Source organism: Salinibacter sp. 10B (genome assembly GCF_002954405.1).
GTDB lineage: Bacteria > Bacteroidota > Rhodothermia > Rhodothermales > Salinibacteraceae > Salinibacter.
Genome location: NZ_MQWC01000004.1, coordinates 3321594 through 3337260 on the forward strand (window position 1 = coordinate 3321594; position 15667 = coordinate 3337260).

At 61.5% G+C, this 15667-nt stretch carries 13 protein-coding genes; 5 read left to right on the forward strand and 8 right to left on the reverse strand.

What is annotated here, in order from left to right; genetic code table 11:
- Positions 1-70: 70 nt before the first annotated feature.
- On the reverse strand, positions 71-1879 hold the full coding sequence (gene ggt, locus BSZ35_RS13525) for a gamma-glutamyltransferase (protein ID WP_105012943.1): 1809 nt from the start codon (positions 1877-1879) through the stop codon (positions 71-73).
- Positions 1880-2086: 207 nt separating this feature from the next.
- Between ggt and BSZ35_RS19925 the strand changes: the two genes are divergently transcribed.
- A complete protein-coding gene (locus BSZ35_RS19925) occupies positions 2087-2212 on the forward strand; it encodes a hypothetical protein (RefSeq protein ID WP_258096402.1) in 126 nt (41 codons plus the stop codon).
- Positions 2213-2300: 88 nt separating this feature from the next.
- Here the strand turns inward: BSZ35_RS19925 and BSZ35_RS13530 are convergent, their stop codons facing one another.
- Both BSZ35_RS13530 and pyrF read right to left on the reverse strand, forming a co-directional pair.
- Positions 2301-2723: a hypothetical protein gene (locus BSZ35_RS13530; RefSeq protein WP_105012944.1), complete on the reverse strand. Its 423-nt coding sequence runs from the start codon at positions 2721-2723 to the stop codon at positions 2301-2303.
- 587 nt (positions 2724-3310) lie between these two features.
- On the reverse strand, positions 3311-4132 hold the full coding sequence (pyrF, locus tag BSZ35_RS13535; RefSeq protein ID WP_105012945.1) for an orotidine-5'-phosphate decarboxylase: 822 nt from the start codon (positions 4130-4132) through the stop codon (positions 3311-3313).
- A gap of 343 nt (positions 4133-4475) precedes the next feature.
- On the opposite strand from pyrF, the gene BSZ35_RS13540 reads away from it, so the two are divergent.
- Positions 4476-6587, forward strand: coding sequence for an acyl-CoA dehydrogenase family protein (locus BSZ35_RS13540; protein ID WP_105013843.1), 2112 nt, complete (start codon positions 4476-4478; stop codon positions 6585-6587).
- 193 nt (positions 6588-6780) lie between these two features.
- Positions 6781-8364 carry an ATP-binding protein gene (locus tag BSZ35_RS13545; RefSeq protein ID WP_105012946.1) on the forward strand — a complete coding sequence of 528 codons (1584 nt, stop codon included), beginning with the start codon at positions 6781-6783 and terminating at the stop codon, positions 8362-8364.
- Positions 8365-8505: 141 nt separating this feature from the next.
- Here BSZ35_RS13545 and BSZ35_RS13550 read toward each other — a convergent pair whose 3' ends face one another.
- The 3 genes from BSZ35_RS13550 to BSZ35_RS13560 form a co-directional block, all read right to left on the reverse strand.
- Positions 8506-9051 (reverse strand): hypothetical protein, encoded by a 546-nt coding sequence (locus BSZ35_RS13550; RefSeq protein ID WP_105012947.1) that lies wholly within the window; start codon positions 9049-9051, stop codon positions 8506-8508.
- 27 nt (positions 9052-9078) lie between these two features.
- On the reverse strand, positions 9079-10356 hold the full coding sequence (serS, locus tag BSZ35_RS13555; protein WP_105012948.1) for a serine--tRNA ligase: 1278 nt from the start codon (positions 10354-10356) through the stop codon (positions 9079-9081).
- A 243-nt stretch (positions 10357-10599) separates the two neighbouring features.
- Complete coding sequence (locus tag BSZ35_RS13560) at positions 10600-11616, reverse strand: SDR family oxidoreductase (protein ID WP_258096412.1); 1017 nt, start codon at positions 11614-11616, stop codon at positions 10600-10602.
- 71 nt (positions 11617-11687) lie between these two features.
- Here BSZ35_RS13560 and BSZ35_RS13565 point away from each other — a divergent pair, with 71 nt between their 5' ends.
- Together BSZ35_RS13565 and BSZ35_RS13570 are read left to right on the forward strand one after the other, a co-directional pair.
- Positions 11688-12476, forward strand: a complete 789-nt coding sequence (locus BSZ35_RS13565) for an RNA methyltransferase (protein ID WP_105012950.1) — start codon at positions 11688-11690, stop codon at positions 12474-12476.
- Positions 12477-13306: 830 nt separating this feature from the next.
- Positions 13307-13564: a hypothetical protein gene (locus BSZ35_RS13570; RefSeq protein ID WP_258096415.1), complete on the forward strand. Its 258-nt coding sequence runs from the start codon at positions 13307-13309 to the stop codon at positions 13562-13564.
- A gap of 18 nt (positions 13565-13582) precedes the next feature.
- On the opposite strand, the gene BSZ35_RS13575 is transcribed toward BSZ35_RS13570, so the two are convergent.
- Positions 13583-13915 carry a hypothetical protein gene (locus tag BSZ35_RS13575; RefSeq protein ID WP_105012951.1) on the reverse strand — a complete coding sequence of 111 codons (333 nt, stop codon included), beginning with the start codon at positions 13913-13915 and terminating at the stop codon, positions 13583-13585.
- A gap of 484 nt (positions 13916-14399) precedes the next feature.
- Positions 14400-15248, reverse strand: a complete 849-nt coding sequence (locus tag BSZ35_RS13585; protein ID WP_105012953.1) for an AAA family ATPase — start codon at positions 15246-15248, stop codon at positions 14400-14402.
- Between the last annotated feature and the right edge of the window lie 419 nt (positions 15249-15667).

Sequence of the window (15667 nt, forward strand, 5' to 3'; positions counted from 1 at the left end):
CGCACATCTTGGCACAACGACGGACGGGAGCAACGGAGCCGGGATTCCCAGCCTCACCCCCGTCGGTCGCTCAGTAGCCAATCACGATTCCGTCCTTCCGCATCTCGGTGCCGCCCCAGTACACCTCTTCCGCCGGATCCCACATGATGGCCTGGTAGCCGCCGTAGCCCCCGGCGCCCACGTCCATCGCGTGTCCCCGTCCCCGGAGGGCGTTCACCACGTTCTCCGGCACGCCGCTTTCTACGCGGAGCGTGCCGCGTCCGTCCATTGCCTCGCCGGTGGGCGAGCTGCTGCCGTAGTGCCGGTAGCGCGCCGCGTCGCCCGCTGCTTGCACGTTGAGGCCGAAGTCGACCATGTTCATAAGCACCTGGGCGTGCCCCTGCGGCTGCATGCCGCCGCCCATGACGCCGAAGCTCAGGAAGGGCTCGCCGTCCTTCATCGCAAACGCTGGGATGATGGTGTGGAAAGGTCGCTTGCCGGGCTCGTAGGCATTGGGATGGTCCTGCTCCATGGTGAAGAGCGCGCCGCGGTCCTGCAGCATGAAGCCCAGGCCGTCCGGCACGAGGCCGCTGCCCATGCCCGCGTAGTTGCTCTGGATGAGCGAGACCATCATGCCCGTCGAGTCGGCCGTGGTGAGGTAGATCGTGTCGCCACTCTGGAGGCGCTTGCGCATCTCAGGGTCGAGCGACACGTCACTCGTGGCGGTACGCGGGCTGCCGGCGTCCGGCTCGGAGAGCACCTCGTCCATCTCGATGAGTTGGCGCCGCTTTTCAGCGTACTCGTCGGAGATGAGCTCCTGCACCGGCACGTCAGCAAAGTCCATGTCAGCGTAAAAGCGGGCGCGGTCCTCGAAGACGAGCTTCTTTGCCTCTGCCTGCACGTGAAGGTAGTCGGTGGAGTTGTGGCCCATGTCTTCCACGTCGAAGCCCTCCAGAATCTGAAGCATCTGGAGTGCCGCGATGCCCTGCCCGTTCGGCGGCAGCTCAAAGACTTCGACACTGCGGTAGTCGACAGAGACCGGGTCGACCCAGTTGGCCTCGTGCTGCCGGAGGTCCTCCATGCGGAGGTAGCCGTCGGTGCGCTCGGCGTAGTCGGCAATCGTCTGGGCAATCTCGCCCTCGTAGAACGCCTCGGTGCCGTTCTGGGCGATCGTTTCGAGGGTGTTGGCGAGGTCCGGGTTGCGGAAGATTTCGCCCTCCTCCGGTGCGCGCATTTCCCCGTCCTCGCCCTCAATCAGGTACGTCTCCTTCCAGTTTTGGCTCTCGGGCAGCAGGTCGCTGTTTTCGCGGAAGGCGTCCACGTTGCCCTGCCAGTAGTAAGCGATCACCTGCGAGAGGGGAAAGCCTTCTCGTGCGTACCGGATGGCAGGGGCGAGGTCCTGCTCCAGCGAGAGGCTGCCAAAGCGCTCATGCAGCTTGCCCCAGCCGCTGGCCGTGCCGGGCACGCTCACCGGCAGGTGGCCGAGGAGGGGAATCTGGTCGCGGTCGCCGAGCTCGTCCTGCATCTCGTCGTACGAGAGGCCGCGCGGGGAGCGGCCGCTGGCGTTGAGGCCGTAGAGCGAGTCGGTCTCCGGGTCGTACACAATCGCAAAGAGATCGCCGCCGAGGCCGTTGCCGGTGGGCTCCATGAGGCCGAGCGCCGCGTTCGCCGCGATGGCGGCGTCCACAGCACTGCCGCCCTTCTGCAGGACGTTGATCGCGATTTGCGAAGCGAGCGGCTGGCTGGTGGCGGCCATGCCGTTTTGGGCCACGACCGGGCTGCGGGCGTACTCGGGGCCGGTCAGCCGGTCGCCGCCGCCGTCGCCGTTTTGGGCAAAGGCGGGCGGGGCCGCGAGGGCGAAAAAGAGAACGAGGAGGGTACACGTGCGAAGGGGACGCATGATAGAGCGTGAAGGTGGGGCAAAGAGTGCGTTCGGTAACGTACAAACTGTAGACCGAAGGGAAAACCGAGGGGACCGCACGGTTACGTTCTGGTCAAATGAGGAGACGGAGGCGAGTGGGGAAGGGCGAAGGGCGTATGGACGAGAGGAGGCAGGGGCGTTCGGCGGTTGCTTTGAGCGGAAAGGTCTGGAACGCCGCTCTTCTTTTTGCACGAATCTGGGACGAAGCAGGTGTGGGTGGTGATGCGGGACGGTCAGGTCCGGTTCTTCGCGGAGGAGGAGCTGGATCAGTCGGCACTTGCGCCCGAGTTTCCGGGTCAGCTTTCGAACTGACGGTTCGGAAAGAGTCTTCTCCTCACTCTCGGCTCACGGTCTATCGCCGCTGCGTGGGTTTTTGCATGCTTAACGCTACCCGCAAAGTTTATTGCACGCCACCACCCGCACCATCTGACTGTATTCGTGCCTGTGCTTTGCCATACATATTACCGGCAATGGCACCCGATCCTCCATATACCAGAACACGTATAATCTCGAAGACTAGCCCCGTATGCCCAAGCCAAACTAGATAACTGAGGAATAGGACCGCAATGAGAATGATCACCAGCCCGTACCGCTGACTCCGCTGGTCTACCTTGTTCTGATACTCCCGAGCCCGTTCACGATCCTTTAATTGCGCCTCTACTGCGTGTTTGGCTTTTCGCTCTTCCGACTCAAGTTCCTGACGGCGCGTTTCCTGTTTCTCCTTCTCTACCTCAACCTGTTTCTGTTGAGTCTGAATAAGCTCCTGTATGTCCTCTCGGGTAAGATCGGGTTCCCCAGAAGAGCTCGGCGGGTCAGCAGACATGCCCAGTTCAAGCTATCGATAAATGGGGTTGCGATACTCAACCTCGAAGTAACCGAAATGGTTATCACCAAGGCGAGGCGGAATGAACGAACTGGACTTGATGTTGTCAGCATCTGACTCCAGAGTTGCAAGGAATCCAGTTGGGCTCATACGTTCACGCTCGACCGGATTCAACTGAATCGACTCTTCAGTCTCAGAGCTACCGAGAAATGGTATTGGCAAGCGGAAGGGAAACATAGCTACGGTAGGTAGTCAGGCTAGGTGTCTGACAGGAATACAAGGAAGCAGTTCAGCAGTCTGTTCCACGTCGCCCTTCCTAGATGAGAATGGGGGCTTCAAAACAATCACTACAGCTCTTGCCATGCTCGGTAGAGCGCGGGAAAGACGGCGACGATGAGGACTTATCCTTTCGTGGTTGAGAGACGTACTCGGCTCGTGGTCTATCGCCGCTGTTGGACGCGCTCGACTGTGCGGCGTCTCCCTACTACAAAATGTCGATCTCCAGTATGTAGGAGACGATAATCGGTTCTTCTCCACATGCCAATCAACACGTTCGCAGGCAATATCAAGGTCGCCGAAGGGGCTGCCTACGACCGGAGCGCGTCCCGCAGCTCCTGTGCCGCCTCCGCCGCCGCGTCGGCGTAGTTGTCGCCCTCCGAGGCATAGATGATGCTGCGGCTGGAGTTAACGAGAATGGGCCCGTCGTCCGTCTGCGCCGCGTCGACCACGGCGCTCGGCGAGCCGCCCTGCGCGCCCACGCCCGGGATGAGGAAGGGAAGTGTCGGGCAGTCGTCGCGGAGCTCCGCCAGTGCCTCAGGCGCCGTTGCGCCTACCACGAGCCCCGCCGTACCATCGGCGTCTCCGGACCAGTCGGCCACCTTCTGCGCCACGTGTCGATAGAGCGGCGTGCCGTCGCAGGTGCAGGCCTCCTGCAGGTCCGCCGCGCCGTCGTTGGAGGTGCGGGCGAGGACGAACGTGCACGTGTCCTCGTAGTCGAGAAACGGTGCGATGCTGTCGCGACCCAGGTAGGGCGAGACCGTGCAGGCATCGAAGCCCAGGTCCTCGTAGATGGACTGCGCGTAGAACTGGGCCGAGTTGCCGATGTCGCCACGCTTGGCGTCGCCGACGAGCAGGCAGTCGTCCGGGATGGCCTGCGTCACCTGATGGAGCACCGTGAGGCCGGCGGGGCCGAGTGCTTCGAAAAAGGCGAAGTTGGGCTTGTAAGCACAGGCGTAGGGGGCGGTGGCCTCTACGATTGTCGCACAGAACTCGCGCACGGCGTCGGTGAGGAGGCGCCCGTCCCGCAGCGGCGCGGGGAGCCGTTCGGGGTCGGGGTCGAGCCCCACGCAGACGACACTCTCTTTGTCGGATTGGAGGGAGCGAAGGCGGGAGGAAAACGAGTCGGACATGGACGACGGGCATTCGTGACACCATAGGGACGATGGGCCTCAACGTATCGGTGCCAGCGGGTAGCCGCAACCGAAAGATGCGTGTAGAGGGATCCAAGGAGGACGTCCCCTCCGATGAAGAGCAGGGGGATTTCAGGGAGGGAGAGGAGGGGAGAGGAACCGACGAGACGGTTGCACTTACCACATCCATGCCGCTGTTGGAAGCACTTCCAATTCCAGCAGATCCGGCTGCGCATCCGCTCACGGTGTCCGTCTCGCCGTGCCCGTCCAGCGGAATTGCCCGATTGCCATCGGGGCTATGGGTGCGTACGCGTCGTCCCCTGACACCAACAACTCTATCGTCATGTCAAATCCCAATCAGGGTCTCAGCAACATCAAGGGCGTCTCGGACGAGGATCAGCAAATGATCCAGAATATTGAGGCGATGATGGGGCCGGAACCCGAAGACATGGGCTTCATCAAGAACGTTTTCTGGGGCCGGTTTCGGGAGGATCTCCTCTTTCCGTATCCGGAAGAGGGGCAGCAGGAGCGGGAGCGCTGCGACGAGCTTCTGGAGGAACTGGAGGACTATCTGGAGAATGGACACCCTCGCGTCGAGATTGACCGTGAGCAGTACATTCCCCAGGACGTCATCGACCGGCTCTTCGACATGGGAGTGATGGGGATGATTATTCCCGAAGAGTACGGGGGACTCGGGCTCGGGGTGACCAGCTACAACCGAGTGCTGGAGATGATTGGTCGGTACTGCGCGTCCACCGCGGTGATGGTGAGCGCCCACCAGTCTATTGGGTGCAAGGCGCTCGTGATGTTTGGGTCCGACGACCAGAAAGAGGAGTACCTCCCGATGGTGGCGCGAGAGAAGCTGAGTGCCTTCTGCCTCTCGGAGCCGAACGTGGGGTCGGACGCGGCGGCACAGGAATCCTTTTCGGTGAAGACCGAGGACGGCGACTACATCCTAAACGGCGAGAAGAAGTGGTCGACCTCCGGGGCGTTTAGCGGGCTCCTCACGGTCATGTGCAAGAACATGGTGCCAGACCCGGAGACCGGGGAGCTGGAGCAGCAGGGCGTGAACGCTCTTATTGTGACGCCCGACATGGACGGGGTGGAGGTCTTTGAAAACAACCGGGCCAAGACGGGCATCCGAGGCACGTGGCAGGCCCGCTTCCGGTTCAACGACGTGCGGGTGCCGCAGGAAAACCTCCTTCACAAGGAGGGCGGGGGGCTCAAGGTGGCGCTCTCGTGTCTCAACTACGGCCGCTGTACGCTGAGTGCGGGCGTGACCGGCGCCGCCAAGCAGGCGATGGAGCAGGGCATCAAGTGGGCACAGACCCGCTACCAGTTCGAGCGTCCCCTGGCCGACTTTGAGCTCGTGCAGCAAAAGATTGCTCGCATGTCGGCGGTCACCTACGCGATGGACGCCATGCTCTACATGATGACGGGCATGCTGGATCGGGGCGACAAGGACATCATGGTAGAGACGGCAATGACCAAGGTGTTTTGCTCCCAGTTTGGGTGGGAGGTCATTGACGAAGTGATGCAGGTGATGGGCGGGGAAGGCTACATGACCGAGCACGAAGTGGAACGGGCTTGGCGAGACAACCGCATCCACTCGATCGTTGAGGGCTCGAACGAAGTCATGCAGTCCTTTATCTTCGCCTATGGGGGGAAGCAGCTCGCTGAGCAGATGGTCTCAGTGCAGGAGGCGCTGCTGTGGGACACCGACGAATCGATCGGGGACAACCTAAGCCGCATCGTGACGGCGGCCACAAACCCGACGGTGATGAGCAAGGCACTGCCGCTGGCGGGACAGCTCTTCCTTGGCCTCAAGCCAAGCGCACCGGAGATCCGAAACGTCCACCCGGCGGTGCGCGACCATGCAGATCGCCTGGCGAAGCTCGTGCAGAAGCACTCTCACTACTTCAAGCTCGTAAGCAAGTGGGAGCGCGAGGAGGTCGTGAAGCACCAGGCGCAGCAGGCTCGCGTGGCAAACAATGCCATCTACCTCTATGCCCTGTCGACCTCGCTGTCGAAGATGGACGATCAGCTCCGCACCGGCGAGTTTGGGCCGCAGTTTGAGCGGGACCGTGCGGCGTTCGAGTACCTGTTCGACTGGTTCGAGAATGAGATCCACCGTAACTTCGGCGAGATGCGCACCAATGCCGACGAGAGCATGCGCGAGGCGGCCGAGGCGGCACGATCCTACAACGACACGCTGCCCAACGACGATTACTATATCCACGAGGGCAGTCCACTGGGGCGCGACGCCGGCAAGACGCCGCCGTCTGAGCACATTCAGCAGTTCGACGGCGAGGGGCAGGATCCCCGCGAGGTGAACCGGGCGCCGGGGGAGACCGATGAGCTCGACGTGGAGGAGATCGCGGAGGAGGCGACGCCCCGTGGCGGAGACGGGGCGCCCGAAGAGGCGGCTCCGCCTTCGGAAGAGGAAGAGAGCTGAGGTCCGGCATTCCCTTTTTGATCGACGATAGAGGCGCAGCGGTCGTTCGGCCGCTGCGCTTTCTTGTTGGGGCCTATGGGAGACGGGGCCGGTCGGCGTCCGTTGGCAGGGATCTGGATCCCCGGTTGGACTGTTAACATGTCTTCCCTACCACACACTTCTCATCTACCTCCTTCTGCCTGTGTCCCCTCCGATGCAGGGTACACCCGATACCGACTCCGAGGCCGAGCGCGATCGACTGCGGGCCCTCCGCCGGTTTGAGATCATGGATACAGCCCCGGAACCAGAATTTGACCGGATTGCGGAGCTGGCGGCGTCGCTGGCGGATGCGTCGGTGGCGCTGGTGCTCTTCGTCGATGCGCATCGGCAGTGGCACAAGGCCGCCGTGGGGACCGAGTGCTCGGAAATTGCACGAGAACGGTCCCTCGGAGCTTTGACAATCGAAACCGAAGGACCGACGGTCATTGAGGATGTGGAGGAGACGGAGTGGGGACGGAAGACTCCGCTCGTGGAGGGCGCGTCGCAGGCGCATTTCTATGCCGGCGTACCCCTGGTGACGCCCGACGGGTACCGGATCGGGGCCGTTGCTGTATTGGGGCGTACGCATCGCGTGGTTGACACCGACACTCTTGGGCAACTTCAACACCTGGCCGACATTGCGTCGGAGGCCCTCGTGGAACGCCAGTATGCCCTCGGGGGGACGGAGGAGGTGAGTCAGACCGTTCTTGATCATCTGCCCGGCATTTTCTACGTGCTGGGCCCAAAGGGACGTTTGAAGCGATGGAACGCCCGATTCGAGCGCATCTCGGGGTACGAGCCCGGCGAACTGGCTGGCCTGAAGGCGACTCGTTTGTTTGAAGGGCAGGATCGCGAGCGGGTGGCGGAGGCCATCACTACGGTATTCGAAGAGGGGGCGGCGACTGTTGAGGCAGACTTCGTGTCGAAGGCGGGCGACTCCGTTCCCATCTTGTTTTCCGGTGTCCGAACCTACGTACAGGGCACCCCTCATCTCGCTGGTATGGGCATTGACGTGTCCGAGCAGCACCGCCAGGCCCGGGAGCTGCGCAAGGCGAAAGAAGAGGCCGAGGAAGCCAGTCGCATCAAGTCCGCCATGCTTCAGAATTTGAGCCACGAGATCCGCACGCCCCTCACCTCAATCATCGGCTTCTCGCGGGTGCTGGAGGAGAAGCTCTCGGGGGAGGAGGCGCGCATTGCCGGTCTGGTGCACGACGGCGGGAAACGGCTAAAGGGAACCATCGACTCCGTGCTTCAACTCTCAAAGCTGGAGACCGGTACGGAGGAGCTGTCTCGAGAGCATATCGATCTTACGGAGGTCGTCACGGAGGTGGCCGACCTTCTGCGTCCCCAGGCCGAAGAGAATCAACAGGAGTTCGTGACGGCTATGCCGACAGCACCGATAGAAGGGCACTGGAACAGAGGGGCCCTTCGTCGAATCACTGAGAACCTGTTGGAGAATGCCCTGAAGTTTACACCCGAGGGCGGACGCGTGACCCTACGAGTTCGAGGGACAGAGGCGGCGGCGATTCTGGAAGTAGAAGATACGGGGATTGGGATCAGCGAGGAGGCACTTCCCGGTATCTTTGAGGCGTTCAAGCAGGAGTCTGAAGGATTGGATCGGGAATACGAAGGGAGCGGGCTGGGCCTGTCGAACGTTCGCAAGCTTACCGACCTGCTGGGGGGGACCGTGGAGGTCGAAAGCGAAAAGGGAAGCGGGACCCGTTTCACTGTACGGTTGCCGATAGACGATTCCCGCTGACCGCAATTCTGATGGGATCAATCCTGTTTGTCTCTTCTGAAGTCTCGCGGGAGGTCAAGGAAGCCTCTGGGGGCGTATGCGAACGGAGGCGGATCACGAGCGCCTCCCGTAGGTGGGAGCCGTTGGGCGCGAGGGGGCGTTCTATCGAAACTCCATCCAGAAGAGGATGGTGACGATCAGCATCACGATGCTAATGAGAAAATTCGAGGCGGTAATCCACGCACTGCCGATACGGTCGAGCTTGTAGAGGCAGAGATCGTAGGCACGGTTGTAGGTGGCCTTAATCTGGGAGAGGGCCATGTCGGCATTTTCGGCTGCACCGCCTTCCATCACCTCAGCTCGGGTAAACACGTACGTTAGTTCTTCCACGTCGTACTCGTAGGCCCGGACCGCCGCGCGCGCCTCATGGAGCTCGGTGAGGAGCTCTTGCAGTCGGCGGCGTCCGGAGAGATTGTAAAACGAGGGTTCGCAGGCATAAATGCGGTCGAGCAACTCGTCCAGCTCCTGGTCGAGGTCACTTCCTTCATCGACCAGGGTCGTGAGCCACGCCCAGTACTCGTCCGTCGAGAGCTCGAACAGTTCAGCGGCTACCGTGAGCTCGTCGTCGGACGCAAGGGAAGCTACGTGGGGAGCAGACAGGGCCTCGTCGCGGGCGTCGCCACGCTCGTAGAGAACAGGGGCGGGCATAAGTGTGCGTCGTACAGGGCGAAAGAACTACGCAATTTGGGCGAAGCCAGTGTACGGGTGGAGCACCTCGGGCAGTTCGATGGTGCCGTCCGCCTGCTGGTTGTTTTCCAAAAGGGCTGCCACGATGCGGGGAAAGGCGAGGCCGCTGCCGTTCAGGGTGTGGACGAGCCGCGGTTTGGCCTCGGGCTCGGGGCGGTATCGGATCTGCATGCGGCGGGCCTGGAAGGCCTCAAAATTGGAAACGGACGATACCTCCAGCCAGCGCTCCTGACCGGCGCTCCACACCTCCAGATCGTATTTCTTCGCTTGGGTGAAGCCCATGTCGCCGGTGCACATGAGAAGGCGCCGGTAGGGAAGGCCGAGGGCATCGAGAGCGCTCTCGGCGTCTGACAGCAGCGATTCGAGGGCGCGGTAGCTCTCGTCCGGGTGCACGATATGGACGAGCTCTACCTTGTCGAACTGGTGCAGGCGGTTCAGGCCGCGCACGTCCGAGCCGTAGCTGCCGGCCTCGCGGCGCCAGCAGGGCGTGTAGCCGCAGTATTTGAGCGGGAGGTCGTCCCCGTCCAGGATCTCGTCGCGGTGGAAATTGGTGAGGGGGACCTCCGCCGTGGGGATGGGGAAAAAGTCGTCCCGGGGAATGCGGTACATCAGGTCGTCTTTGTCCGGCAGCTGGCCGGTGCCCTCGGCGCTTTCAGGGTTGACGAAGAGGGGCGCCTGAATTTCTCGATAACCACGATCGCGCGCTCGTTCGAGAAAGAAGTTTTGGAGGGCGCGCTGTAGCCGGGCACCACGGCCGGTATAGAATGGAAAGCCGCTGCCCGTCACCTTTGCTCCCCGCTCGAAGTCCACGAGGTCGTGCTGGTCGGTGAGCTCCCAGTGTGGGGCCGGCTCGAAGTCAAACTCGGGCTTGTCTCCGAGGGTCTCCTCCACCTCGTTGTCGTCCTCCGTGGCCCCCACGGGCACACTGGGATGCGGCACGTTCGGAATTTTGAGCAGCAGTTCGCGCTGCTTCGTTTCAGCCTCTTCCACCTCGTCCTTCAGCGCGTCGATTTCGTCCTTCAATCGGCCCGTCTCGTCGATGCGCTTCTGCGCCTCCTCGTCTTTGCCCTCGCGCTTCAGCGCCCCGATCTCAGACGAGAGGTCGTTCTTGCGGGCCTGGGCGTCTTCCTTCTTCGTTATGGCCGAGCGCCGTGCCTCGTCCACGTCCAGCAGCTCGTCCACCATGTCGGGCGAGCCAGTGTCCTTGGCCCGGATGGCCTCCTTTACGCGCTGAGGGTCGTTGCGGACAGTGTCGATGTCGAGCATGGGAAAAGTAGTCAATCAGGAGCAACACGTTACAGTAGGGCGCACGGCGGTGCGTCCCTGCGGGCACGAAAATGGGATGTCGTAGGACGGAGTCCTGTCGGTCACTTCAGCCCGTTCCGGGGAACGGAGATCCATTTTGTCGATGCATTCGGAAGGCTGCAGTGTACGGGTCCAAGATAGAAAGCAGCGGAGGGGCTCCCACCGTTCGACTCTGAACTCCATTCGAAGATCGGAGGCAGAGCGTCACGAATCGTGGACGACACCGAGGTCGCGGCCCAGGGCGCGCAGTCCCTCGTCCAGGGAATGCGGGTCGTAGTTCAATTCCGTCTCCGCCTTGAGAATGATAAAGCCCGTTTTGGCCGGGCGATCCACCGGGTCGTCAAAGTATTCGCTCGGCACTGGGTCGATGGGCTCAGGGGAGAAGCCGAACACATCGGCTACCGTCTCCGCCAACTCGTGGATCGTCACCATCTCCCGCCCGGAGAGGTGGAAGATTCCGTCCTTGTCGCGGTCGATCACACGTTCGATGCCGTCGGCTAGGTCCGGCACGTAGGTGGGCGTGCGCCACTGATCGTTCACCACGTGGATGGTGTTGCCCTTCGACAGCTCCTCGATCATCCAGAGGACCACATTTGAGCGAGACAGCTGTTGGGCGGTGCCGTAGAGCAGCACGGTGCGCACGATCGTCCAGTCTGAAAGGCCGACCGACCGGATTGCATTCTCGCCCGCGAGCTTTGTGCGACCATAGTAGTTGACGGGATCGGGACGGCCGTTTTCGTCGTAGGGCCCACGTTTTCCGTTGAATACGAAGTCCGTAGACACTTGAACGAGGCGGGCGCGGGCCGTTTTGCAGTGCTTCGCGAGGCGCTTCACGGCACGGGCGTTGGTGGCCCAGGCATCGTTTCGGTTCTCGTCGCAGGCCCCGACATCAGACATCGCCGCGCAGTTCACGACCACCTCGGGATCGAAGTCCTCGAAGACCGACGTGACCGCATCGGGCGCCGTCACATCCATGGGCCTGTAGTCGATGTCGTCTCCGTCGAACCGAGGCGCCTCGTCGCGCGCCGTGGCGAGCACGTCGTAGTCGGACGACGCGTGCAGGTGCTGCGTGAGCGTTTGCCCGAGGAGGCCGTTGGCACCGGTTACCAGCACTCGGCGGGAGAGGGGACGCTGCTGCTGGAAGGGAAGGTCGTCGAACGGAAGGTCCGGCATTGGAGGCGAGTCGATAGGGATCGTGAAGAGGGCAGGCCTGTTGCGCATAGGTGTGGCGCGCGCAGTAGTTTCGTCGCCAGCTCCCGTTTTGCCAACCCCAAGAGCGTTCAAGAACCGGTATGCCGGACCCGCTGTCCAATCGTCGCCGAAAAGCCATTGCCGCTCTCACCCGTCGCCGGGGACGTCGGCAACACAATCAGACGCTCATTGAGGGGCCTCGGGCCTTAGCGTCGGCCCTGGACGCCGGGGCCCCGCTCGTGGACTGCGTCGTAACGAAAGCGGCCCTGGACGATCCAGAGGTGCAGTCTCTTCTTGATCGTCTCTCCGTGCCGGTGTCGGTCACCGACGTGGAGACGATGGGGACCCTCACGGACGTGCAAACGCCGCAGGGCATTGTGGCGGTGGTGGAGCGACGGTTGATGGAGCCGGACGATCTGCTTCCTCAGCTCGGAGCGGAGTCTACGCTCCTGCTTCTGGACGGAGTGCAGGATCCGGGAAATGTAGGCACCCTGGTGCGGACGGCGGCGTGGTTCGGGGCGTCTGGCGTCGTGGCGGGGCCGGGCACGGCCGGGCTGTATGGACCGAAGGTCATGCGGGCGGCCACTGGGGGACACTGGAGTCTGGCCCTGGCCCGTACCGACGCCCCCGGCCCACTGTTGGACCGGTTACGTCGGACGGGATGGGGACTGTACGGGGCGGACCTCCAGGGAGTGCAGGCCGACGAGTGGACTCCGCGTCGACCGTCCGCTCTCGTGCTCGGCAGTGAGGCACACGGCCTCAGCCCGGCCGTGCTCGATCGCCTCGATACGCCCGTGTCCATTCCCGGCGCGCCCCATCGCCCTGCTGCCGAATCCCTCAACGTGGCCGTCGCGGGAGGAATTCTCATCTATGAATGGATGGGGGGATGACCGCTGATACAACTGACACCGAATCCGGCTGCAGACTTCAGGGAAGAGCTACGGCGGTGCAATACGCAAATCCCTCTCGTATCGTCGGCGCCAGCGAGGAGGGCACCAGAAGCGCCATTGGACTGTGACGTTACGAGCTTAACCGCAGGAGCGACACACCGTGGTACTGGGTTTTTCGTTTCCTGAAGGTCAATATCCGCTGTGTAGCGTCGTTTGAGTCCAACGACGCTACAACGGGACATCTCCCTCGTCCGACGGATAATTTTACAATCCTACACTCCAACGGCGCTACGGAATCCGGCTTCCTACCGGAATAGAGCCCCCGGAGTTGGTATGAGCGAGGCAAAGGCACGTAGACGGCGTTGGGGAAGATGGGAGGGGGTTAAGTTCCCATACAGTCTTATGATATATGCGTGAACGACGTTAGGTTTCGGGAGGGATTTATGTCTATAAAATCCATTTCTAACTTGGGCGCACTTCTTCCCAATGCCCGGTCTCTTGGTGGGGGTCCGGGCTTTTTCTATGTTTGAGTGGACCGTTTGCTTTCATTCGCGGATGTTGAGGGGAACAGTGGCAGAAGCCTTTCGCGATGAGGCCCACCATCTGTCGGGGGACGACGACATACAACGTTCGGGGGGCGTAAAGCGAGGGTATTGCTGGACGGGGAGAGAGGACACGCCGATCGGGGAAGACCAGAATGCGATCAGGCGGAGACTTCGTCTGATTTCCGTCGGCTCATTTGCCGGCGGGAGGAAACGGCTTCGCTCAGTGTGCATTGACGCCGGACGGAGTATGCGACGGTTCCTTCTATCAAGTTCTTGAGATTCAGTATGCCCACCTACACCGTGATTGGGTTCGAGAAGGATGGTTTCGATAGCTTCTCGAACGTCGCTACGGCCGATGGGCCGGCCCGGGCGGCAGAGAAGGCCATCCAGGATCACTTTATCAAGTCTCAGGGCCGTCGCCCGCCCGATTCCGAAGCCCTTGCCCAACTTGAAAACGAAACGGGCCTGTTTGTGATCGGCATTCTGGAAGGGGAGCACGACAACCTCGACGAAATCGTGGACCACTACGAACAGTGGTCCTAGGCAACGGGCGCCATTCCTTTACAGGGGAGGATTGGTGCGGGCCTCCTCAACAACTGTCGTGAGGGCGGCGGGATCAAGAGTGCGTCGGCGCTCCACTAGCGCGCCACCACTCTTTGTCCGGAAATGGGCCTCGTACACGAGAGTGTCCTCGCCCGACATGCGAAAGCGACAGGCTGGCATTCCCTCGTTGTACAGGCCCCAGACCTCGTAGACGAGGCCCTCTAGGGGCGTTTCTGAGGAGGTGCTTTCGTCGATGATCTGTTGCCCAAGGCTTTTGGCCACCAACCGCGCGCCATCGCGGTCTAGGCCCTCCTTGGCGAAGGTCGCTTTCGCCTCTTTTGTCAGGGTCATGGTCCGTGCTTGGCTGTGGGAGGAATCGTGGAAGAAGCCGTACACCCACCGTGACCCGCGGTTCATGTAAGCAAGTGTTAGGAACGCTATCGTTAGACCATCGAGGGTTCGTTACGGGTGCGGAACGAACGGATGCGTCTCATTCGGTTTTCTCGGAGAAGGACTTGCGTGTAGCAGTGGGGCGGTGCAGGACAAATTCGAGAATTCCCTCTGGATGGAACTCCACGCATTTGAGAATCCATTCGTCCGCGAGGGCTCGGGTCAAGATCCTGAGGTCTTCGTCTCGGGAAGAGGCTGTGGAGCGGATGCGGCGTGAAGGGGAAGACGTCTCCCCCGTTCTCGGAGACGGCGACTGTTGTGTCGTGGAGTCATCCGGTTCGGGGTCCTCCCGAATGTGGGGAGAGGCGAAGAGGTCGTTTTGTAAGAGCGGGTCGTTCTCGGGGGGACCGAAGAGACTCATTCTGAATGGGGCGTCGGGGAGGTGTTAGGGGGCTGAGGGCTCCTCCGTAGAGGGCACAGGGGATTCATTCCCTTCTCGAGACGATACGGAATCGTATACCGATCCGTAGCGCTGGAGCCGTTCTTCAATTTCGTTGACGAGACGGGCATAGTCTTCTGCTCCTTGGGAATCGGGGGCGTACCGAAAGATGTCGAGGTTGCGACTGGGAGCATCCGCGAGAACGGGATCTGCCCGAATCTCCGTGTCGAAGACCTTGCCGCCGTAGTGGTTGCGCAACTGGGTGATGGCGTCGTCGACCTGCGTCCCACTCCAGTCCACCATTGTAAGAGCGATACCGAGGATGGGAGCGGCCTCGCCGATGTTCTGTCGCACACGGCGCACGACTTCCCCGAGGCTGACTACGCCTTCGAGCGCCAGATAGGAGGGCGTAACGGGAATGAGGAAAGCATCGGCCGCCACGAGGGCGTTTACCGAGAGGATGGACGTGGAGGGAGCACAGTCGATGAGGATAGACTGGTACTGGTCATCCACCTCTCGGAGGACATCTGCCAGACGATACTGCCCCCGCTCGTGCTGATTCAGGCGCACGTCGGCATTGGCGAGTTCCAGTGCGCCCGTTAGCAGATCCAGGTTGTCGAGAGAGGTCGACCGGATGGCGTCCTCTATGGAATGCTCCCCAAAGAGCACATCGGCCACGGAAGGGGAGAGGTTGCTTTGAGGGACGCCAAGTGAAACCGACGCGGAGCCTTGGCTGTCAAGATCGACCAACAGAACGTTGCGGCCTCGGCGGGCTAATCCGGCCGCTACGTTGACGGAAGTGGTTGTTTTGCCGACACCGCCTTTGTTGTTGAGGACGGGAATCGTTTTGAGCATGTTCGCTGCAGTTCTGCTTGGAAAAACGTAGAATCCGCTGTTTCAGTGAGGCGTCCGGTACCGCGATTTCTGGCGTTGGTGTAGCATGTGCAATCCGTGTACCACGTCTCGGGCAGAAATGGCAATGCAGACCCTGAATTTACACGTCTGCCAAAATCGAAAGGAACCACGGACTGAGAGCCCGTAAGCAGGGGAATGGATGCGAGGAGGGGCACATCCGTTCCGAGCCCGTTACACTTCTCAGCCTTCCTCGAAACGCTGGAATGAGCGAACAGACTGCAGGAGCCCATTGGTCTTACGTTTCTTCCGCACACTCCTGTGCTGTTTCGATTCTTCGCATTTCAGAGAGCCCTCCTCGAACCTTGACCTGTGTTTGCGATTGAGGGTCCGAAGAGGAATTCGCATTAACAGCATTAACA

Bases quoted from the DNA above. Each gene is read 5' to 3' on its own strand.
- ggt (WP_105012943.1), bottom strand. From the start codon at position 1,879: ATGCGTCCCCTTCGCACGTGTACCCTCCTCGTTCTCTTTTTCGCCCTC.
- BSZ35_RS13530 (WP_105012944.1), bottom strand. From the start codon at position 2,723: ATGTCTGCTGACCCGCCGAGCTCTTCTGGGGAACCCGATCTTACCCGA.
- pyrF (WP_105012945.1), bottom strand. From the start codon at position 4,132: ATGTCCGACTCGTTTTCCTCCCGCCTTCGCTCCCTCCAATCCGACAAA.
- BSZ35_RS13540 (WP_105013843.1), top strand. From the start codon at position 4,476: ATGTCAAATCCCAATCAGGGTCTCAGCAACATCAAGGGCGTCTCGGAC.
- BSZ35_RS13545 (WP_105012946.1), top strand. From the start codon at position 6,781: ATGCAGGGTACACCCGATACCGACTCCGAGGCCGAGCGCGATCGACTG.
- BSZ35_RS13550 (WP_105012947.1), bottom strand. From the start codon at position 9,051: ATGCCCGCCCCTGTTCTCTACGAGCGTGGCGACGCCCGCGACGAGGCC.
- serS (WP_105012948.1), bottom strand. From the start codon at position 10,356: ATGCTCGACATCGACACTGTCCGCAACGACCCTCAGCGCGTAAAGGAG.
- BSZ35_RS13560 (WP_258096412.1), bottom strand. From the start codon at position 11,616: ATGCGCAACAGGCCTGCCCTCTTCACGATCCCTATCGACTCGCCTCCA.
- BSZ35_RS13565 (WP_105012950.1), top strand. From the start codon at position 11,688: ATGCCGGACCCGCTGTCCAATCGTCGCCGAAAAGCCATTGCCGCTCTC.
- BSZ35_RS13570 (WP_258096415.1), top strand. From the start codon at position 13,307: ATGCCCACCTACACCGTGATTGGGTTCGAGAAGGATGGTTTCGATAGC.
- BSZ35_RS13575 (WP_105012951.1), bottom strand. From the start codon at position 13,915: ATGACCCTGACAAAAGAGGCGAAAGCGACCTTCGCCAAGGAGGGCCTA.
- BSZ35_RS13585 (WP_105012953.1), bottom strand. From the start codon at position 15,248: ATGCTCAAAACGATTCCCGTCCTCAACAACAAAGGCGGTGTCGGCAAA.